The 19728-nt window shown below is 63.0% G+C and carries 17 protein-coding genes and 3 tRNA genes; 4 read left to right on the plus strand and 16 right to left on the minus strand.

Annotation, left to right across the window (positions count from 1 at the left end):
* Positions 1–48 precede the first annotated feature (48 nt).
* From HF916_RS43440 to uvrC, 5 genes are all read right to left on the minus strand, one after another.
* Positions 49–122, minus strand: a tRNA-Cys gene (locus tag HF916_RS43440).
* Positions 123–228: 106 nt separating this feature from the next.
* Positions 229–304 (minus strand) — tRNA-Gly (locus HF916_RS43445).
* Between the two features lie 62 nt (positions 305–366).
* Positions 367–442 (minus strand) — tRNA-Gly (locus tag HF916_RS43450).
* Positions 443–648: 206 nt separating this feature from the next.
* Positions 649–1242 (minus strand): CDP-diacylglycerol--glycerol-3-phosphate 3-phosphatidyltransferase, encoded by a 594-nt coding sequence (pgsA, locus tag HF916_RS43455; protein ID WP_168794794.1) that lies wholly within the window; start codon positions 1240–1242, stop codon positions 649–651.
* 144 nt (positions 1243–1386) lie between these two features.
* Positions 1387–3690: an excinuclease ABC subunit UvrC gene (gene uvrC, locus HF916_RS43460; protein ID WP_168794795.1), complete on the minus strand. Its 2304-nt coding sequence runs from the start codon at positions 3688–3690 to the stop codon at positions 1387–1389.
* Positions 3691–3958: 268 nt separating this feature from the next.
* On the opposite strand from uvrC, the gene earP reads away from it, so the two are divergent.
* The 4 genes from earP (at position 3959) to HF916_RS43480 (ending at position 8305) form a co-directional block, all read left to right on the plus strand.
* Complete coding sequence (earP, locus tag HF916_RS43465) at positions 3959–5152, plus strand: elongation factor P maturation arginine rhamnosyltransferase EarP (protein WP_168794796.1); 1194 nt, start codon at positions 3959–3961, stop codon at positions 5150–5152.
* A gap of 403 nt (positions 5153–5555) precedes the next feature.
* Positions 5556–6113, plus strand: a complete 558-nt coding sequence (gene efp / locus HF916_RS43470) for an elongation factor P (RefSeq protein ID WP_168794797.1) — start codon at positions 5556–5558, stop codon at positions 6111–6113.
* A 282-nt stretch (positions 6114–6395) separates the two neighbouring features.
* The gene (locus HF916_RS43475) at positions 6396–6602 is read left to right on the plus strand and encodes a CsbD family protein (RefSeq protein ID WP_168794798.1); all 207 of its coding nucleotides are present in this window, start codon (positions 6396–6398) and stop codon (positions 6600–6602) included.
* Between the two features lie 320 nt (positions 6603–6922).
* Positions 6923–8305, plus strand: a complete 1383-nt coding sequence (locus HF916_RS43480; RefSeq protein WP_168794799.1) for a sigma-54-dependent transcriptional regulator — start codon at positions 6923–6925, stop codon at positions 8303–8305.
* 98 nt (positions 8306–8403) lie between these two features.
* Here HF916_RS43480 and nagZ read toward each other — a convergent pair whose 3' ends face one another.
* The 11 genes from nagZ to HF916_RS43535 form a co-directional block, all read right to left on the minus strand.
* Positions 8404–9432 carry a beta-N-acetylhexosaminidase gene (gene nagZ, locus HF916_RS43485; protein WP_168794800.1) on the minus strand — a complete coding sequence of 343 codons (1029 nt, stop codon included), beginning with the start codon at positions 9430–9432 and terminating at the stop codon, positions 8404–8406.
* A 70-nt stretch (positions 9433–9502) separates the two neighbouring features.
* Positions 9503–9925, minus strand: coding sequence for a holo-ACP synthase (gene acpS / locus HF916_RS43490; protein WP_168794801.1), 423 nt, complete (start codon positions 9923–9925; stop codon positions 9503–9505).
* A 26-nt stretch (positions 9926–9951) separates the two neighbouring features.
* Positions 9952–10716 (minus strand): pyridoxine 5'-phosphate synthase, encoded by a 765-nt coding sequence (gene pdxJ, locus HF916_RS43495; RefSeq protein ID WP_168794802.1) that lies wholly within the window; start codon positions 10714–10716, stop codon positions 9952–9954.
* Positions 10713–11618, minus strand: a complete 906-nt coding sequence (gene recO, locus HF916_RS43500) for a DNA repair protein RecO (protein ID WP_168794803.1) — start codon at positions 11616–11618, stop codon at positions 10713–10715. The genes pdxJ and recO overlap by 4 nt, the downstream gene beginning before the upstream one ends.
* Positions 11605–12504 (minus strand): GTPase Era, encoded by a 900-nt coding sequence (gene era, locus HF916_RS43505; RefSeq protein ID WP_168794804.1) that lies wholly within the window; start codon positions 12502–12504, stop codon positions 11605–11607. Before era ends, recO begins: the two co-directional genes overlap by 14 nt.
* Before the next feature lie 54 nt (positions 12505–12558).
* Positions 12559–13782 carry a ribonuclease III gene (gene rnc, locus HF916_RS43510; RefSeq protein WP_168794805.1) on the minus strand — a complete coding sequence of 408 codons (1224 nt, stop codon included), beginning with the start codon at positions 13780–13782 and terminating at the stop codon, positions 12559–12561.
* A 185-nt stretch (positions 13783–13967) separates the two neighbouring features.
* Positions 13968–14861, minus strand: coding sequence for a signal peptidase I (gene lepB, locus HF916_RS43515; RefSeq protein ID WP_168794806.1), 894 nt, complete (start codon positions 14859–14861; stop codon positions 13968–13970).
* Between the two features lie 18 nt (positions 14862–14879).
* Positions 14880–16673, minus strand: a complete 1794-nt coding sequence (lepA, locus tag HF916_RS43520; RefSeq protein ID WP_168794807.1) for a translation elongation factor 4 — start codon at positions 16671–16673, stop codon at positions 14880–14882.
* Positions 16674–16878: 205 nt separating this feature from the next.
* Positions 16879–17142 carry a glutaredoxin family protein gene (locus tag HF916_RS43525; protein WP_168794808.1) on the minus strand — a complete coding sequence of 88 codons (264 nt, stop codon included), beginning with the start codon at positions 17140–17142 and terminating at the stop codon, positions 16879–16881.
* Positions 17139–18647, minus strand: coding sequence for a DegQ family serine endoprotease (locus tag HF916_RS43530; RefSeq protein WP_168794809.1), 1509 nt, complete (start codon positions 18645–18647; stop codon positions 17139–17141). The genes HF916_RS43525 and HF916_RS43530 overlap by 4 nt, the downstream gene beginning before the upstream one ends.
* A 35-nt stretch (positions 18648–18682) precedes the next feature.
* A complete protein-coding gene (locus HF916_RS43535) occupies positions 18683–19726 on the minus strand; it encodes a MucB/RseB C-terminal domain-containing protein (RefSeq protein WP_168794810.1) in 1044 nt (347 codons plus the stop codon).
* Positions 19727–19728 lie beyond the last annotated feature (2 nt).

The raw sequence follows: 19728 nt of genomic DNA on the forward strand, positions 1-19728 counted from the left end.
AAAAAAGAAAAGCCCCGACGAGTCGGGGCTTTTCTTTACATCAACTACTGGAGGCGCGAGCCGGAGTCGAACCGGCCTAAACGGCTTTGCAGGCCGCTGCATAACCGCTTTGCTATCGCGCCGCAAGCGGACTGGAACCTAGCAACAGATTCACAGATTTTTGTCGGGCGGACAACCGGAAGAACCGGGCCACCAAACAAAAAGGGAAGCGTTGCTTCCCCTTATGTATGGAGCGGGAGACGAGGCTCGAACTCGCGACCTCAACCTTGGCAAGGTTGCGCTCTACCAACTGAGCTACTCCCGCATTGAACTGCTTCACAGCGCGCTGCACTTCTACTTGCCAAACAATGCGCTGCTTCAAAAATTTGGAGCGGGAGACGAGGCTCGAACTCGCGACCTCAACCTTGGCAAGGTTGCGCTCTACCAACTGAGCTACTCCCGCATTGTGCTGCTAACTGCTGCCTTGTTACTGCAAATGCTCTCTTACTGCCACCGACGTTTCGAATTGCGTGCATCGGAGAAACGAGATTATGGAGAAACGACCGAAACGTGTCAACCCCTTTTGCGAATCTCTTTTACTGAACAGATTTCACTCATGCTGCAGCGAAGTTCGGACACGTTCCGAGCGCGCTCCACTACGACGAAAACTCAGGCTACGCCGCCCCGTTCGCGAATCTGCGGCCACGCGAGCTTCATGTAGTAGAGCATCGACCAGATCGTCAGGAACGCGGCCAGATAGATGAGCCACAGGCCCCACACGCGCGTGTCGACCACCACGCCGCCGCCGAACGGCAACGGGCCGTAGAACAGCAGCATGGGAATCGCCACCATCTGGCAAACGGTCTTGAACTTGCCGAGCGAATTCACCGCGACGCTCTTCGACGCGCCGATCTGCGCCATCCATTCGCGCAACGCCGAGATCGCGATCTCGCGCCCGACGATCACGAGCGCAATCGCCGAATCGATTCGCGCGAGCTGCACGAGCACCAGCAACGCGGCGGTCACCATCAGCTTGTCGGCGACCGGATCGAGGAACGCGCCGAATGCCGACGTCTGATTCCACTTGCGCGCCAGAAAGCCGTCGAACCAGTCGGTCAGCGCCGCCAGAATGAAGATGGTCGCGGCCGCCAGGTTCCGGTGCGCGGGGCTCATCATCATGTCGGGCAAATAGAACACGCCGACGACGAGCGGGATCAGGACGATCCGCAGCCAAGTCAGGAAAATCGGGAAATTAAACGGCATGGGCAGGCGCAGCGTCTGACAAGGGAGATGCAATTGTGCCGTGTCACAAGGACTGCCACAAGCAAAGCGGCGCACGGGGCCTGCCGCGCGCGCCGCCGCGGCACCGCTCGAAAGTGGCTGAGCGGCCGGCCGCAACCGCCGCAATCAGTGCAACTGCCGGTAAATCTGCTCCGCGAGCGCCTGCGAAATACCTTCAACGCTCGCCAGATCCTCGACGCTGGCGGCGACCACGCCGCGCAGTCCCCCAAAGCGTGCGAGCAGCCGTTGACGCCGCTTCGCGCCCACGCCTTCGAGTTCTTCGAGCCGCGAGGTCTGCCGCGTCTTGCCGCGCTTCGCGCGCATGCCCGTGATGGCGAAGCGGTGCGCCTCGTCGCGGATCTGCGCGACCAGCATGAGTGCGGCGCTTTCCTTGCCGAGTTCGAGCGGCGCGCGGCCGTCGGCGAAAATCAGGGTTTCGAGGCCGACTTTGCGCCCCTCGCCCTTCGCGACACCGACCAGCATGCCGGTATCGAGACCCAGTTCCGTGAACACCTGGCGCGCGACTTCGACCTGGCCCTTGCCGCCGTCGATCAGCACGATCGTCGGCAGGATGCCGCCGGCCACGACCGGCTCCGCGGCGTCCGGCGTGAGCGACGGATCGGCGGCCGCGTCGCTTTGCAATTCGGCGGCTTCATCGGCGACATTCGCGGTGACATTCGCGGTGACATTCGCGGTGACATTCGCGGTGACATTCGAGGCGGCGTTCGCGGCGGCTTGCTCGACCATCTTCTCGTAGCGGCGCGTGAGCACCTGGCGCATCGCGGCGTAGTCGTCGCCGGGCGTAATGCCGGTGATGTTGTAGCGGCGGTATTCCGACGACTGCATCTTGTGATGGTGATACACCACGCACGACGCCTGCGTCGCCTCGCCCATCGTGTGGCTGATGTCGAAGCATTCGATGCGCAAATGTGCAAGATCGTCGCACTCCATGCCGAGCGTGTCGGTGAGCGCGCGCGTGCGGGCTTGCTGCGAGCCCTGCTCCGAAAGCAGTCGCGCGAGCGCGAGTCGCGCGTTCTGCTCGGCCATCACGAGCCAGGCGCGCCGTTGCCCTTGCGGCTGGCGCAGCACGGTGACCTTGTGGCCAGCTTGTTCGATCAGCACGTCGACCAGTTCACGATTGGCGGGTGCGTGGCTGACCACCAGCACCGGCGGCACGCGGTTGCCCAGGTAATGCTGGGCGATGAATGCTTCGAGAACTTCGGCTTCGATCCCGCCGGTTGCGCGACCTTTGCGCGGTTTTGCCGGTTCGGGTTCGGATTCGGCTTCTTCGGCTGCGTCAACTTCTTCGGCGGCGGCGTCCTCTTCGTCCTCTTCGTCCTCTTCGTCCTCTTCGTCCTCTTCGTCCTCTTCGTCCTCTTCGTCCTCCGATGGCATCTCTTGCGCGATCGCTAAAGCGTCAGCCGTATCGGCCAACGCCGCCGTTTCATCATCAATGTCGTTGTCTTGCGCGAGCGGGTTGGACGCGAGCGCGACATCGGCCAACGCCACGTCGTCTTCTTCCAATCCGCCCTCGTCGGCGGTCAACGCGCTTTCCACATGCGCCGGGAAATACGCCTTGTCGCCCAGATGCCGGCCGCCGCGCACCATCGCCAGATTCACGCACACGCGGCCGCCCAGCGCGACCACCGCGAGAATGTCGACGTCGCTGTCGCTGCCGACTTCGATCGCCTGCTGATGCAGCACCGTCGACAGCGAACTCATCTGGTTGCGCACCGCCGCGGCCTGCTCGAACTTCAGTTCGCTCGCGAAGGCATGCATCTTCTGCTCGAGCTCCTTCATCACCTCGCCCTGCCGGCCGAGCAGAAAGCGCGACGCGTTGGCGACGTCGCGCGCGTAATCCTCTTCATTGATCGCCGCGACGCACGGCGCCGTGCAGCGGCCGATCTGATGCAGCAGACAAGGCCGCGTGCGATTGTTGAACACCGAGTCCTCGCAGGTGCGCAACTGGAACACGCGCTGCAGAATCTGGATGCTCTCGCGCACCGCCCACGCACTCGGAAACGGACCGAAGTACTGATTCTTGCGATCCACCGCGCCACGGTAATACGCCATGCGCGGAAACTTGTGGCCGGTCAGCTTGAGGTAGGGATACGACTTGTCGTCGCGAAACAGAATGTTGTAGCGCGGCGCGAGCGCCTTGATCAGGTTGTTTTCGAGCAGCAGCGCTTCGGCCTCGGAGCGCGTGACGGTCGTCTCGACGCGCGCAATGCGCGTCACCATCATCGCGATGCGCGGCGACAGTTGCGTCTTGGTGAAGTAGCTCGAGACGCGCTTCTTCAGATCGCGCGCCTTGCCCACGTAAAGCACCGCGCCGTGCGTATCGTAATAGCGATAGACGCCGGGCAGATGCGGCAGTTGGGCGAGCACTTTTTTCGGCTCGAAAGCGTCGGTTGCTTCGGGTTCGGTCATGCAGAATCGGTTGGGTGGGACGGTCTCGCGAAGCGTTGCTCCGTTGCCGCGCGCCGTGGCGAACCGGAGGGCGCCATGCGCGCGCAATCGTGAACGAGTGCTTTAGAATCGCCAGTTTAGAACATTCCGCGTGCGTCCGAAGGCTGTTGCCTTGATTCGGGTCACGCGTCGGCAGCAGCTTCGTCATGCTGCGGCGAAGTCCGACGCCGTCGGATCGCTCGCACTGCCTCGCTCCTGCCATCCGTTCGAATCCGCGACCCAGGCCACCATGTCTTCCGCTACGCCCCAATCCGAGCAAGCCGCCGACACGCCCACGGCAATCGCCTGCGATATCTTCTGCGCCGTGATCGACAATTTCGGCGACATCGGCGTGTGCTGGCGCCTCGCGCGCCAACTCGCGAGCGAACACGGCTGGCAGGTGCGCGTGTTCGTCGACGACCTGCACGCGTTCCAGAAGCTGTGCGCGGCGCTGACGCTGGAGCATGCTCGCCAGACGGTGGGCGGCATCGTCGTCGAACATTGGCACGAGCCGGCCCATGCGGGCGATACGCTCGAAGTGGCCGACGTCGTGATCGAAGCGTTCGGCTGCGAACTGCCGCCCATCTATGTCGCCGCGATGGCGGCGCGCGAGCGCACGCCGGTGTGGTTCAACCTCGAATATCTGAGCGCCGAGGATTGGGTCGCGGATTTTCATCTGCGGCCGTCGCCTCATCCGCGCTATCCGCTGACCAAGACGTTCTTTTTCCCCGGACTCGGCCCCGGCACCGGCGGCGTGCTGAAGGAACGGCATCTCGACGGCGCGCGTGCGGCTTTCGAGGCATCGTCCAACACGCGCGAAGCATGGTGGCGGCAAACCACCGGCCACGCGCCGCCGCCCGCCACCGCCACCGTTGTCTCGCTGTTCGCCTACGAGAACCCTGCCGTCGACAGCCTGCTCGAACAATGGCGCGACAGCGCGGAGCCGGTCGTGCTGCTGGTGCCCGAAGGGCGCATTTCAGGCGCGGTGGCGCGCTTTTTCGACCTCCCGGCGTTCGGAGCCGGCTCGCACGCGGTGCGCGGCCACCTCAGCGCGCACGCCCTCGCCTTTACCGACCAGCCCGGCTACGACGCGCTGCTATGGGCGAGCGACGTCAATTTCGTGCGGGGCGAGGATTCGTTCGTGCGCGCCCAGTGGGCCGTCAAACCCTTCGTCTGGCATATCTATCCGCAAGTCGACGACGCCCATCTGCCGAAGCTCGACGCCGCGCTCGCGCACTACGCGCGCACCCTGCCCGCCGACGCCCGCGACGCGCTTGCGCGCTTCTGGCACGCCTGGAACGGCACGGGGCGGCCGGACTGGGCGCAATTCCAGCGTCACTTGCCGGCGCTCAAGCAACGCGCAGCGGCGTGGGCCGGCGAACTGGCTCAAGTGGGCGACCTCGCCGGAAATCTGGCCTTGTTCGCAAAAACTCAGTTAAAATAAGCGGTTATCCAACGGCCGACGACGCAAGCGCGGCCCGATCGCAGCGGCGGAATCCGGCCAACTCGCTTGAACGGCCCGCCAACCCGGCATCGCAAGATGCAGGACTTTCCCCCACATCAAAGCGTGATGGATGGAAATTTCAAAAAAGGGACGTATGTTGCGAATCGGCGCCACTCGTGTACACGCCCGCACAGGGTAAAAAAGCAGGTAATGGATTGCTGGGAATGGCTGAGACCGCGGGTTTGCGGCGCTCCCGCCGCTCCCCGCGGCAAGCCGGCCACGCTTGACTCGCTCGCGACCCGCCGAGCCGCTTCGGCGGCGCGGCGAGCAAAGCGCCGAAGCCGCTTGCGCCGTATGCCGTTGAGCAAAAGTTGACGCTACTTAATTCGTACAGGACAGTTTTATGAAGACCGCACAGGAACTCCGCACCGGCAACGTCGTGATGATCGGCGCAGACGCAATGGTTGTGCAGAAGGCCGAATACAACAAATCGGGCCGCAACTCCGCCGTCGTCAAGATGAAGTTCAAGAACCTGCTGACCGGCGCAGGCATGGAAAACGTGTACAAGGCCGACGACAAGTTCGACGTCGTCGTGCTGGAGCGCAAGGAAGTGACGTACTCGTACTTCGCTGACCCGATGTACGTGTTCATGGACGCCGACTACAACCAGTTCGAAGTCGAAGGCGAAATGATGGGCGACGCCCTCCATTACCTCGAAGACGGCATGGCTTGCGAAGTCGTGTTCTACAACGAGAAAGCCATCTCGGTCGACCTGCCGACCACGCTGGTCCGCGAAATCATCTACACGGAACCGGCTGTCAAGGGCGACACGTCGTCGGGCAAAGTGTTGAAGAACGCCAAGCTGAACACCGGCTTCGAACTGCAAGTGCCGCTCTTCTGCAGCATCGGCGACAAGATCGAAATCGACACGCGTACGCACGAGTACCGCAGCCGCGCGTAAGCGCCCTGCTCGCCTGAATCCAGCGCCGCAACACGGGCGCTGCGAAAAAAATGGCAAAAAAAGCGCCCAATTTGGGCGCTTTTTCTTTTTTGCGCCGCCGTGTATGGTTGAGGAAAACTTTACCGGCAAACTTTTCGAAATTGCCGCACCGCGACCTCAACTTTCCCGTATGTCGTCCAACAAACCATTGATAAGTTTAAATAAACTATCGTGGCACAGTCCATGCTTCTCTCTGGATATCGGCCAGTACGGCTTTATTTTCTTCAACTCCGGAGATGCGACATGAATAACGACATCGCTGAAGGCAAGTGGAAGCAAATGGTTGGCAAGGCCAAGACAGCATGGGGTGAACTGACGGACGACGAGTTGACCAAGGCCGAAGGCCGCGCTGACAAGCTCACCGGTTTGATCCAGGAACGTTACGGCAAGACACGCGAGGAAGCGGAACGCGAAGTGCGGCGTTTCTTCGACAGCAATCGGGATTTCTGACAGCCCGAGTGAAGGAAATACAAGCGCCCCGTCCACGCTTACAAAACGTCAGGACGGGCTGCCGAGTTAATAACACAAAGGACCGAACGACTTGAGTCAAATCGCCGCCATTCTGCCGGTGCCGTGCCTGGTGTGCGCGCCGGACGATCTGCCTACGTCAGCCGGCCGCTCATGCACCGCGCTAGCCCAGGCTGCGCGCGCGACGCTGGATTCGACTCAGATTTCGACCGGCAGTACCGGCCAGCATCGCGCCCTTGCCGCGCGCCAACTTATCGGCGCAGCGCATCGGGTATTCCATCCATCTAAAAATTGCGCTCGCCATGCCACACGCCCTGATTGTTGAAGACGATCCCAATAGCCTGTCAGGCCTGTCCGCCATCCTCGCCGCCGACGGTTTCTCCGTCGATACCGCGACGACGATCGCGGAGGCCCGGACCGCGTTGACGCGCTTCATTCCCGACGTCGTGCTGGTCGACCTGAACCTGCCGGACGGCAGCGGGCTCGACCTGCTGCAACACTTGCCCGCCCATCCGCCCGGTGGCGCCCTGCCCGTCATCGTGATGACCGGCAATGCGACGGTGGAAAGCGCGATCGAAGGTTTGCGCCACGGCATCTGGGACTACCTGCTCAAGCCGGTCAACATTCCGCGTTTGCGCAGCCTGCTCGCGCGCATTCCGCGGCCATACGAACTGACCGAGGAAGTGCAGACGCTGCGGGCGTCACTGCGCCAGCTTGGCCGTTTCGGCTCGATGCTCGGCCGCAGCGGTGCGATCCAGCACGTCTACGACACGATCGAACATATCGCGCCGACTGAAGCCGCCGTGCTGATTTCCGGCGAAACCGGCACCGGCAAGCAGATTGCGGCGCGCACGATGCACGACATGAGCCGGCGCCGCAAAGGTCCGTTCATGACGTTCGACTGCCGGAGCGCCAACAACGCGGCAGCACAACGCTCGCTCGACAGCCTGCTGTTCGGTCACGAACGCGGTGCGTTCAACGGTGCCGAGCAGCGCGAACCGGGCCTGTTCGAACAGGCGAGCGGCGGCACGCTGTTTATCGAGGAAATCGCCGAGTTGCCGCGCGCCCAGCAGGAAGCGCTGCTGCGCGCGCTCGATTCGCAGACGTTCATGCGGGTCGGCGGCACGAATCAGGTGGTGACGGACTTCCGGCTGATCGCGTCGACGCGCAAGGCGCCGCGCGCGGCGGTGGCCGACGGCAGCCTGCACGAAGACCTGGCGCTGCGCCTCGAAGCGGCCGCCGTCACGCTGCCGCCGCTGCGCGAGCGCGGCGAGGATCCGGCGCTGATCGCCCAGGCGGTCGTCGACGAGTTGAATCACGACGGGTTGACGCGCGGCACGGCGGAGACCGCCAAGCAGGTCGCGCCGAATTTCCTGCGCGAGTGTCTCGCATATGAATGGCCAGGCAATGTGCGTGAGTTGCAGGACCGCGTGCGGCGCGCGTATCAGGCGTCCGGCGACGTGCTGGAGTCGTTGCGTGCCGACGAGGCGGGCTCGGCGAACGGCCGCGATCTGAACGGCAGCCGCGTGCAGGTCACCGTGGGCACGCCGCTCGCGGACGTCGAGGAAATGCTGATTCGCGCCACGCTCGATGCGGTCGGCGGTACGCGTCACCGGGCGGCGTCGCTGCTGGGCATCAGTCCGAAGACGCTGTACAACAAGCTGCAACGCATGCGCTTGAACTGAACGCCGCGGCGATCGCTCGCGGTTCGCCCTGGCTGAAAAAAACGGCGCCTTCACATTTGAAGGCGCCGTTTTTCTTGCTTACCGACTGTTTCCGCGACCTATGCAAACGCGCTACGCAGCAGCGACTGCGCTTGCAGATATTGGGGATCGGCGACCAGCTTGCTCCACTTCAACGCTTTGCCGCGCGGCCGCATGCGATGCAAGCGCCGTTGCGATTCCTTCGACGGCGTGAAGCGCAGCGCATCCAGCACCTTCTCCGCTTCGTCCGGCTGATTGCAGATCAGCACCATGTCGCAACCGGCCTGCAGCGCGGCGGTCGCGCCTTCGGTCAGCGTGCCGCCCTGGCGCGCGGCTTCCATCGACAGATCGTCGCTAAAAATCGCGCCTTCGAAGCGCAGCTTGTTGCGCAGAATGTCCTGCAGCCAGACGCGCGAGAAACCCGCCGGCTTCGAATCGACCTGCGGATAGATCACATGCGCGGGAATCACCGACCCCAACGACAAGCCGAGCCAGTCGTACGGCGCCGCGTCGTCGCGCAGAATCTCTTCGAGCGAACGGTCGTCGACCGGCATGGCGACATGCGAATCCGCCTGTGCGAAACCGTGCCCCGGGAAATGCTTGCCGCAATTGCTCATGCCGGCTAGCGCGAGTCCGTGGTTGAGGCTCTTGGCGAGCAAGGCCACCACGCGCGGGTCGCGGTGGAACGAGCGATCGCCAATCACCTGCGATTGGCCGTAGTTCAGATCGAGCACCGGCGTAAAGCTCATGTCGATGCCGCACGCGCGCAGTTCCGTCGCGAGGATATAGCCGACGGCCGTCGTCACTTTGGTGGCGTGCAGCACATCGCTGTCCCACAAGGTGCCGAGCTTGCCCATCGCCGGCAGAACGGTGAAGCCGTCGGCGCGAAAGCGTTGCACGCGGCCGCCTTCGTGATCGACGGCGATCAGCAAATCGTCGCGAATGTCGCGGATCGAATCGGTCAGCGCGATCAGTTGCGCGCGGCTCTCGTAATGGCGCGCGAACAGGATCACGCCGCCGGTCATCGGATGGGCAAGGCGGCGCTTGTCGTCGTCGTTCAGCGTTTTGCCGACCACGTCGAGCATCACCGGTCCGGGAATGGTTTTCATCGATTTCCGCTGGAAAAAAGCCTGGAGCAAGGAGAGACGCGGCAGACCTTCGCCGCGTTCAAGGTATTTTTTATTCGGCGACGTCGGCCGCGCCCGCTTGCGTGGTTTCCGCGATCACGAAAGACACCGCGTAGTCGCGCTCGTCGCTGATCGTCACGCGCGCCGTGATGCCGCGCGCGTCGAGCCATTCGGCCAGTTCACCGGACGCGACCACCATCGGTTCGCCGCTCGGTTTGTTGAGCGTTTGCAGCGCGCGCCAGGTCATCGGCCAGTGCATGCCGAGGCCGATGGCTTTCGAAAACGCTTCTTTCGCCGAGAACCGCGTGGCGAGAAACGCGAGACCGCGCGCCGCCGAACGCGCCTGCCGCGCGTGATAGACGCGCAGTTCGTCCGGACCGAGCACCTTTTCGGCGAAGCGGCCGTTCGTGCGCGTCATGACCGCGGCCACGCGACTGACCTGGACGATGTCCGTTCCAATGCCGTAGATCGCCATGGGCGGGGCCGCTGACTCAGGTCGCATCAGGCGCGCGCGCCGAGACGCGCGGCGACCATGATCGCCTTCATCTCGCGCACCGCGTTGTCCCAGCCGGCGAAGATCGCGTGCGCGACGATCGCGTGGCCGATATTCAGCTCGTCGATGCCCTCGATCGCCGCAATCTGCTGGACGTTCGTGTAGTGCAAACCGTGACCGGCATTGACCTTGATGCCGAGCGTCGCGCCGAATTCGACGGCGCGCACCACGCGCTCGAATTCGCGCTGCTGTTCGGCGGGATCGTGGGCTTCGGCGTAACGTCCGGTGTGCAGTTCGATCACCGGCGCGCCGGCTTCGTGCGCGGCGCGAATCTGCGTTTCGTCCGGATCGATGAAGAGCGACACGCGCGAGTTCGCGTCGGCAAGCTGCTTGCACGCGGCGCGCACGGCTTCGAACTGGCCGGCGACATCGAGGCCGCCTTCGGTCGTCAGTTCCTGACGCTTTTCCGGCACGAGGCACACGTCGTGCGGTTGCACTTCGCACGCGATATCGAGCATTTCCTGCGTCACCGCGCATTCCAGATTCATGCGCGTCTTCAGGAGCGGGCGCAGCTTGCGCACGTCGGCGTCGACGATATGACGGCGGTCTTCACGCAGATGCAGCGTGATGACGTCCGCGCCGGCCTCTTCGGCCATCAGCGCGGCGCGGATCGGATCGGGATAGGACGTGCCGCGCGCGTTGCGCAGCGTAGCGACGTGATCGATGTTCACGCCCAGGTCAATCACATTCGGCGACGTAAGAAAGAAGCTCATAAGTTCTGCAAGTCGATCAGGATCTGGCGCGTCGCGAGCGGCGTGCCGCCAAGGTAAGTGTTGAGCAGAAAGCGCATCAGCGTTTTGCTTTGCGTCACGGTCTGCGCTCGATGGTAATCGTCCTGCTCCATGTCGAGCAAGGTTTGCCCGGCGACCACGGGCCATTGCGCGGGCAGATCGTCGGAGGCTTCGCGCACGCCGCGCTCGGGGTCGAACACGTAGCGGCCTTCGGACAGCACCGCTTTGCGCGCGACGGTGCGATCCAGCGCCATGGCATACCCGGTTTCGCGCAGCAGCACGCGCTCGAACGAACGCAGCACCTGCACGGGCGGCTCGTCGTGCGCGAGACGCGTCATCGTGACGACGTAGTGATGGAACAGTTGCGGATGCGGATCTTCGCGCGCGCAGAACTTGACCAGCAGTTCGTTGACGTAGAAGCCGCACAGCAGCGCATCGCCGGCCAGCGGCAACATGCCGCCGACCCATTCGGCGCCGGTCAGCGTGCGCACTTCGGATTTGCCCGACCACGACAGCGCGAGCGGCTGAAAGGTCTGCAACACGCCGCGCAGCGCGGAGTGCGGACGCTTCGCGCCCTTCGCGACGAGCGCGAGACGGCCGTGATCGCGCGACAGCACGTCGATGATCAGACTGGTCTCGCGATACGGATAGCTATGGAGAACGAAGGCAGGTTGTTCCGCGATCCGGTAGTCGGATGCGGAGGTGCGCGGCGCTCGGCGAGTGGGTGTCTTACGTGGCTCGCCTTCGGCGCCCTGTGCGCTTTTAGTCGAAGATTTTCGGGTGCTACGCGCGGGTTTGGACGGCTCGCGTGCCGGCGCGGCCGGCTCCGAATCGTCCGGGTCCGAGTCGGAATTCAGCGTCATCCACGCGTCATTCGTACCCATACGCACGAAGTCCGGCTTCATTGTCGGCCCAGCCGCTCTTCACCTTGATGAAGGTTTCCAGATACACCGGACCGTCGAACAGCTTTTCCATGTCGAGGCGCGCTTCGGTGCTGATCTGCTTCAGCTTGGCGCCCTTCTGGCCAATGATCATCGACTTGTGCGTGTCGCGGTCGACCATGATGGTCGCGAAAATCCGGCGCAGGCGTCCTTCGGTTTCAAACTTCTCGATCAACACGGTGCTCGTGTACGGCAATTCGTCGCCGGTCCAGCGGAACACTTTCTCGCGCAGGATTTCCGCGGCCAGGAAGCGCTCGCTGCGATCGGTCAGGTCGTCTTCGCCGTAGATCGGCGCGCCTTCCGGCAGGAACGGCTTGACGGTCGCCATCAAACGTTTGATGTCGTCGGGATGCTTCGCCGACAGCGGCACGATCTCGGCGAACTTGTGTAGCGCGCTCACCTGCTGCATGAACGGAAACAGCGAATCCTTATCCGACACGCGATCGAGCTTGTTCGCGATCAGCAGCGTGGGCACCGACGGCGGGATCAGGTCGAGCACCTTCTGATCGTCCGGGCCGAAGCGGCCGGCTTCGATCACGAACAGGATCGCATCGACCGAAGTCAGCGTGGACGTGACCGCGCGATTGAGCGAACGGTTCAGCGCGCCGCTGTGCTTGGTCTGAAAACCCGGCGTGTCGACGAAAATGTATTGCGCGTCTTCGAGCGTGTGAATGCCCGTGATGCGATGGCGCGTGGTCTGCGCCTTGCGCGACGTGATACTGACTTTCTGGCCGACCAGCGCGTTCATCAGCGTGGACTTGCCGACGTTGGGGCGGCCGACGATCGCGACCATGCCGCAGCGAAAACCAGTGGGAGTGGGAGTGTTCATATTCGGGCTACGGCAAGTTCAGATCGACGCGCGGGAATGGCGCGCCGATGGCAATCAATGGCCCGCGTCGGCGACGCGCGTTTGCACCGCGTCGGCTACGCCGGGTTCGTGTTCGGTCGGTGCCGCTGCTGCGCTCGGCACCGGCACGGCGGGACCGGGCGTGGCCTCGCGGCTGCGGTGTTTGTCGACGCTGCGGACTGCGGCGGTTTCTGGCTTGGCTTCGGCGGGTTTCGCGTCCGTGGGCTTGGCGTCGAGCTTATCGGCGGCTTTTTCCGCTCCGGCTTTGTCAACGGACTTATCACCCGCGTGCGCAGCCGTCTTGTCTGCCTTCTCGGCGCGCTCGGTTTTGTCCTGTCCGCTGTACTCCACGTGCGCGGCGCGAATCACCGCCAACGGCGCGGCTGTGGCTGTCAGCGTCGGACGTTCGGTTGCGGGCTCCGCCGCCGCACGCGATTCACCGCGCCCCGCTCCGCGCTCGCTCTTGCGATCCGGACTGCGCAAATCCAGCGCAGCTTGCACGCCCGTCACACCGGGCACGATCTCCGGCTCGGCATGCTTCGCCGCGCGAGCGCCTTTCGAGCGCTTGGGCTTGGAGACCACGGCCGGCGCCGCGGCCATGACTTCGTCGAGTGCTTTCTTCGCCGCCGCCTGTTCCGCCGCACGACGGCTCGCGCCGGAACCGGAGACTTTCACGTCCAGTTTCGGCACCGTGCATTCGACTTCGAATTGCTGATTGTGCGCCGCACCATGCGTGGCGACGACCGTATAAGTCGGCAACGCGATCTTGTGGCCTTGCAAATACTCCTGCAGCAGCGTCTTGGCGTCCTTGCCGAGCGTGCGCGGGTCAATGTGATCCAGAATCGGCACGTAAAGGCGCTTGATGACCGTCTGGGCGGCGTCGAAGCCGCCGTCGAGGAACACTGCGCCCAGCACCGCTTCGAGCGTGTCAGCGAGGATGGAGGGCCGGCGGAAGCCGCCGCTGCGCAACTCGCCTTCGCCCAGTCGCAGGCCTTCGGAAATATTCAGGGCCTGAGCGATTTCGTAAAGCGACTGCTGTTTGACCAGATTGGCGCGGACGCGCGACAGGTCGCCCTCGTCCAGTTTGCCGAAACGTTGGAACAAAAGCGCAGCCACCGCGCAATTTAGAACGGAATCGCCGAGAAACTCGAGCCGTTCGTTATGCGTGGAACTGTGACTGCGGTGCGTTAAAGCCTGGCGCAACAATTCCGCATTGCGAAATTCGTAGCGCAGACGGCTTTCCAACGGAGATAGGGGCATGGGCAGAGTATAACGCGGGCGCCAGACCCGGCGAAAACGCGGGGCGGCCTGCGGAAAAAGCGTGGTGCAGCGACGTTACCGCGGGATCTTAAAGTAGCGTGATAACACGCCGCGGCTCACGTGACCTGGTGAAGGCCAACTGCGAGCCAACCGTGCGGCGTGTAGTGCAATCAACGCACACGAACTCAATTGAATGAGCCGACGCGTTTCAGATTGCTGAAGTTCATCCAGATGAAAAACGCGCGGCCGACGACATTCTTGTCCGGCGCAAAACCCCAGTAACGGCTATCCGCGCTGTTATCGCGGTTGTCGCCCATCATGAAGTAATTGCCCGGCGGCACCTTGCAGATCACGCCGCGTGCGTTGTACGTGCAGTTGTCGCGATACGGATAATCTTCGGCGCCGACGATGAACGGCGGCACGGCGGGATTGTTCAGAATCGCGTTCTTGCGGCCGTCGAGATCTTCTTCGAACTGCTTCGCGTAACCCATGCGCTCGTCGTCGAGGTAATCGGGCAGAGGCGTTTCCGGCACCGGCTTGCCGTTGATCGTGAGTTGCTTGTCCTGATACGCGACGGTGTCGCCCGGCAGCCCGATCACGCGCTTGATGTAGTCGACCGATTCGTCTTTCGGGTAACGGAACACCACCACGTCGCCGCGTTGGAGCGGACGGCCTTCGGAGATCTTGGTGTTGGTGATCGGCAGACGGATGCCGTAGTCGAATTTATTGACGAGGATGAAGTCGCCCACCAGCAGCGTCGGCACCATCGAACCCGAAGGAATCTTGAACGGCTCGACCACGAACGAGCGCACCACGAACACCACCAGAATCACCGGAAAAAAACTCGCCGAATACTCGAGCCACCACGGTTGGCGCAGCTTGTCGTCACGCAGACGCGCGCGCGTTTGCGCCGCGTTTTCGTCGGCGAAACGCTCGCCGATGCGTGCCTGCTGGCGGTCGAACTCGGCGACCGCGGCTTCCGCCGCGCGGCGCCGTTGCGGCATGAAAACCAGTTTGTCTGCGACCCATGCGACGCCCGTCAAAATGACGAGCACAAAAAGAATCAGCGCAAAATTCATAGGGTTCCGTTGTTCGTCTTATTTGTCTTCGACACGCAGGATCGCGAGGAAAGCCTCTTGCGGAATCTCGACCGATCCCACCTGCTTCATTCGCTTCTTGCCTGCCTTTTGCTTTTCCAGCAGCTTCTTCTTACGCGAGATATCGCCGCCGTAGCATTTTGCCAGCACGTTCTTACGCAACGCTTTAATGTTCTCGCGCGCAATAATGTTCGCGCCGATGGTGGCCTGAATCGCGACGTCGTACATTTGACGCGGAATCAGTTCACGCATTTTCGACGCCACTTCGCGGCCGCGATACTGGCTTTGCGAACGGTGCACGATGACCGACAGCGCGTCGACCTTGTCGCCGTTGATCAGCATGTCGACCTTCACGACGTCTGCCGCGCGGTATTCCTTGAACTCGTAATCCATCGACGCATAGCCGCGCGAAATCGACTTCAGACGATCGAAGAAATCGAGCACGACTTCGCCCATCGGGATTTCGTAGGTCAACTGCACTTGACGACCGTGATACTGCATGTTGATCTGCGAGCCACGCTTTTGCGTGCACAGCGTGATCACCGAGCCGACGTAGTCTTGCGGCATGTACAGATTCACGGTGACGATCGGCTCACGCACTTCTTCGATCTTCGACGGCTCCGGCATCTTGGCCGGATTTTCGACCATTAGAATCGTGCCGTCGCGCTGCAGGACTTCGTAGACCACGGTCGGCGCCGTGGTGATCAGGTCCATGTCGAACTCGCGCTCGAGACGTTCCTGCACGATCTCCATATGCAACAGGCCCAGGAAGCCGCAACGGAAACCGAAGCCGAGCGCTTGCGACACTTCCGGCTCGTACATGAGCGAGGCGTCGTTCAGTTTCAGTTTTTCCAGCGAGTCACGCAGCGCGTCGTACTGGTTTGCTTCGACCGGATAGAGACCGGCGAACACCTGCGGCTTCACTTCCTTGAAACCCGGCAGCGGCTCGGCGGCCGGACGGTTCACCAGCGTGACCGTGTCGCCCACCTTCGCCGCGGCCAATTCCTTGATGCCGGCGATGATGAAGCCCACTTGCCCGGCCGATAGCGATTCGAGGTCTTTCGACTTCGGCGTGAACACGCCGACATGCTCGACCGGATACTGCGCGCCGGTCGCCATCATGCGGATCTTGTCCTTGGGACGCAGCGTGCCGTTGACGATACGCACCAGCATCACGACGCCGACGTAGTTGTCGAACCACGAGTCGATGATCAGCGCCTGCAACGGCGCTTCCGGATCGCCCTTGGGCGGCGGCACTTTGGCGATCAGCGCTTCGAGCACGTCTTCGACGCCGAGGCCGGTCTTCGCGCTGCAACGCGTGGCGTCCGTTGCGTCGATGCCGATCACGTCTTCGATTTCGGCGATCGCGTTTTCAGGGTTCGCCGCCGGCAGATCGATCTTGTTGAGCACCGGAATCACGTCGACGCCGAGTTCGATCGCCGTGTAGCAGTTGGCGACGGTTTGCGCTTCCACGCCCTGGCTCGCGTCGACGACCAGCAACGCGCCCTCGCATGCGGACAGCGAGCGGCTGACTTCGTACGAGAAGTCGACGTGGCCCGGCGTGTCGATCATGTTCAGGTTGTAGACTTGCCCGTCACGGGCCTTGTACGTCAATGCGGCGGTTTGTGCCTTGATGGTGATGCCGCGCTCGCGTTCGAGATCCATCGAATCGAGCACTTGAGATTCCATCTCGCGGTCGGACAGGCCGCCGCAGATCTGGATGATGCGATCGGCGAGCGTCGACTTGCCATGGTCGATGTGCGCAATGATCGAGAAGTTACGAATATGATCCATTTAGTGCCGATCAAGCAAAAAAGGCGCGCTCGGACAATAGCGGAGCACGCCTTGTAAGTAGGTGAAAAACCTATCTATTTTAGCCGAAAAGGCCCTCGCCCGGCGCATCTTGCGAAGCTCGGGCGGAAAAGACGGCTCGGGAGAAGCGTGAAACGTAGTGTGGACGGCGCGGCGTTGGCGCTGTGTTCGAAGCCTTCAGCCAGGCTCAGGGCGTGGCCGCAACCCGTGCGGCGAGCGCGGCACGAACCCGCGCTTCGTCGAAGTGATAGTGACACAGTTCGACGCCGTCGCAGACCAGAACCGGCACCAGTTCGTTGTAACGGGCTTCCAGCAAGGGATCGGTGTCGACGTCGATCACCTCGACCTGCGCGCCGAATTCGGCCAGCAAGGGGTCGAGCGCGGCACGCAAGTCGTCGCAAAGGTGGCACCACGCGCGCCCGTAGAGCGTGAGCGGCGCCGCCCTCGTCATTTCTGGACGCTGCGCGGGCGGACCGGCACGAACTGCGTGTTCTCGCCGCGGCGAACCAGCAACGCGACCATCTTCTGCGGATCGAGGTGCGAGCTTACCTCGTCGAATTGCTTCGCACTGGTGATGTCCGTATCGCCCACCCGTAGGATGATGTCGCCCTTTTGCAGGCCGACGCGCGCTGCGGGACCATCCGCGGCGTCGATCTGCACACCGTTGTGCAACTTCAGCGCTTTCAGCTGATCGGCCGGAATATCGCTGACGGCCACACCCAGCGCGTTCGTGGCGCGCTGCTTCGGCGGCTGCGGCTTCTTCTGATCCGCCTTGGCCGATTTATCCGGCTGCATCTCGGCGATCGTCACCGGCAGATCGCGCGTCTGGCCCTTGCGCCAGATCGTGATCGTCGACTTGGTGCCCGGCTTGGTGTCGCCGACCATGCGCGGCAGGTCCGTTGCCGTATCTACCGAATGGCCGTTGAACTTCAGGATGATGTCGCCCGGCTGCACGCCGGCCTTATCCGCCGGGCCGCCCGGTTCGACGCTGCTGACCAGCGCGCCCTGCGCCTTCGGCAGGCCGAGCGAGTCGGCCACGTCTTTGGTCACTTCGCCGATCGCCACCGCGATCCGGCCGCGCACGACCTTGCCCGACGCCTTCAACTGATCGGCCACGCGCATGGCCTCGTCGATCGGAATCGCGAACGAGATGCCCATGAAACCGCCCGTGCGGCTGTAGATCTGCGAGTTGATGCCGATCACCTCGCCCTGCATGTTGATCAGCGGACCGCCCGAATTGCCCGGATTGACGGCCACGTCGGTCTGGATGAACGGCAGATAGTCGCCCGTATCGCGCCCCTTGGCGCTGACGATGCCGGCCGTCACCGTGTTCTCGAGACCGAACGGCGAGCCGATTGCCACGACCCACTCGCCCACGCGCACCTTGTTCGAGTCGCCGATCGTGATGGTCGGCAGATTGGCGGCGCTGATCTTCACGACGGCAACGTCGGTCCGATCGTCCACGCCGATCAGCTTCGCCTTGAATTCGCGCTTGTCGGTGAGCGTGACGTAAATGGTGTCCGCGTCGTCGATGACGTGCGCGTTGGTCATCACGTAACCGTCCGCCGACAGAATGAAGCCCGAGCCGACGCCGCTGTTCTGCTCGGCATCGCTGTTATCCGGCAAGTCCTGGCTGCCGCCACTGCCGCCGTTGTCGCCGCCGCGCGGCGTACCGGGCGACTGCGGCGACTGCGGCAACGGAATGCCGAAGAAGCGCCGAAAAAACTCCGACATGTCGCCGTCGTCCATGCCCGGCGGCAAACCGCCGCGAGCACCGCTGTTCGACACGCGTGTAGTCGTGCGAATGTTGACGACCGCCGGGCCGACCTTGTCGACCAGATCAGTGAAGTCGGGCAGATTGGCGGCCGGAGCCGCCGACGCCGTATGCGGCACGAGCGGCAAACAAGCCGCTACCACCGCGGCCGCGAGGAATTTGCGCACCGAGAAAGTCGTCATATCGTAGCAAGCCGAGGGATTCAGGATTCGGAGGATTACTTCGGAGCTTTGTATTCTATGGCAGACGCAAATTGCTGCAGTGTGGTCTGGGGCACTTCACCAAGCAGAGTAATCCAGAAGTCGCCGCGACGCTTGACGAGCACGTGCGTGGCGCCGCTGCTTCCCGCGCCTTCCTTGCGCGTGTTGTTTTCGACCGGCTCGACGAACACCGAAATGGCCGCGAGGCCGTCTGAGAACACCGCCTGGTCCACCGGAATGGTCGGCTGACCCGGATCGCGCGCGGCCATGGGACGGCGCAGTTCACGAATCTTGCGGAAGCCCGGCACCGTCGGCGTGATCTGCCAGCCTTGCGCGGCCATGTCGACCGGCTCGACCGGCGGACGCACCACAGTCCAACCCGCCGTGTTACGAATACCGTTGACGATGCCGGTCTTGTCGACCGGCACGCCGATACGAATCTGGGAAAACGACAGTTGCTCGAGCACCTGGCCATTCGGGTCGAGCGTCTGGGCACGCAGCAGGAGGCCGGTTTTCTTGTCGGCCCACAGCTTGTACGCAAAGCGATACGCGTCTTTCGGATCGAGTTCGATCACCTGGCTGTCGACGCCCGCGACGCGGTCGTCGACGAGCAGCTTGGGCTCGTAAACCGACAGCACCTGTTCGCCGCTCACGGCCAGCAGCGCGGGGAACGAATCTTTGTTCTGACGTTTCTCGACGACGCACAGATGCCGCTCCGGCACGAACGTGTAGAGCTCCTCGTTATGACGCAGCATTTTGCGCGGCTTGCCGTCGAGGCTTTCGAGCTGCTCGAATTCGCCGTCTGTACGGGTCGCGTAGTGCGCGATCCGCGACGTCTGAACGAAATTGCCGCGCTGATAGACGAACGCGCCCTCGTAATTTTGCTGTTGCGCGGCCTGATGGATGCGATCGAGCAGATCCGCGGCCGTGCGACGGGCAACGAGCGGATCGTCGGTTTGTGCAAAGACCCGCGGTGTAGCGGACAACAATACGGCTGCGCAGAACAGAAATGCCGGCAGCCGCCCCCAGATAGTCGTTTTATTCAACCGCGGAGTCTGCATCA

It is taken from the genome of Paraburkholderia aromaticivorans (genome assembly GCF_012689525.1).
GTDB classification, from domain to species: domain Bacteria; phylum Pseudomonadota; class Gammaproteobacteria; order Burkholderiales; family Burkholderiaceae; genus Paraburkholderia; species Paraburkholderia aromaticivorans_A.

Bases quoted from the DNA above. Each gene is read 5' to 3' on its own strand.
- pgsA (WP_168794794.1), bottom strand. From the start codon at position 1,242: ATGCCGTTTAATTTCCCGATTTTCCTGACTTGGCTGCGGATCGTCCTG.
- HF916_RS43480 (WP_168794799.1), top strand. From the start codon at position 6,923: ATGCCACACGCCCTGATTGTTGAAGACGATCCCAATAGCCTGTCAGGC.
- lepB (WP_168794806.1), bottom strand. From the start codon at position 14,861: ATGAATTTTGCGCTGATTCTTTTTGTGCTCGTCATTTTGACGGGCGTC.
- lepA (WP_168794807.1), bottom strand. From the start codon at position 16,673: ATGGATCATATTCGTAACTTCTCGATCATTGCGCACATCGACCATGGC.
- HF916_RS43475 (WP_168794798.1), top strand. From the start codon at position 6,396: ATGAATAACGACATCGCTGAAGGCAAGTGGAAGCAAATGGTTGGCAAG.
- HF916_RS43535 (WP_168794810.1), bottom strand. From the start codon at position 19,726: ATGCAGACTCCGCGGTTGAATAAAACGACTATCTGGGGGCGGCTGCCG.
- uvrC (WP_168794795.1), bottom strand. From the start codon at position 3,690: ATGACCGAACCCGAAGCAACCGACGCTTTCGAGCCGAAAAAAGTGCTC.
- earP (WP_168794796.1), top strand. From the start codon at position 3,959: ATGTCTTCCGCTACGCCCCAATCCGAGCAAGCCGCCGACACGCCCACG.
- recO (WP_168794803.1), bottom strand. From the start codon at position 11,618: ATGGGTACGAATGACGCGTGGATGACGCTGAATTCCGACTCGGACCCG.
- HF916_RS43525 (WP_168794808.1), bottom strand. From the start codon at position 17,142: ATGACGAGGGCGGCGCCGCTCACGCTCTACGGGCGCGCGTGGTGCCAC.
- acpS (WP_168794801.1), bottom strand. From the start codon at position 9,925: ATGGCGATCTACGGCATTGGAACGGACATCGTCCAGGTCAGTCGCGTG.
- era (WP_168794804.1), bottom strand. From the start codon at position 12,504: ATGAACACTCCCACTCCCACTGGTTTTCGCTGCGGCATGGTCGCGATC.
- HF916_RS43530 (WP_168794809.1), bottom strand. From the start codon at position 18,647: ATGACGACTTTCTCGGTGCGCAAATTCCTCGCGGCCGCGGTGGTAGCG.
- efp (WP_168794797.1), top strand. From the start codon at position 5,556: ATGAAGACCGCACAGGAACTCCGCACCGGCAACGTCGTGATGATCGGC.
- pdxJ (WP_168794802.1), bottom strand. From the start codon at position 10,716: ATGAGCTTCTTTCTTACGTCGCCGAATGTGATTGACCTGGGCGTGAAC.
- nagZ (WP_168794800.1), bottom strand. From the start codon at position 9,432: ATGAAAACCATTCCCGGACCGGTGATGCTCGACGTGGTCGGCAAAACG.
- rnc (WP_168794805.1), bottom strand. From the start codon at position 13,782: ATGCCCCTATCTCCGTTGGAAAGCCGTCTGCGCTACGAATTTCGCAAT.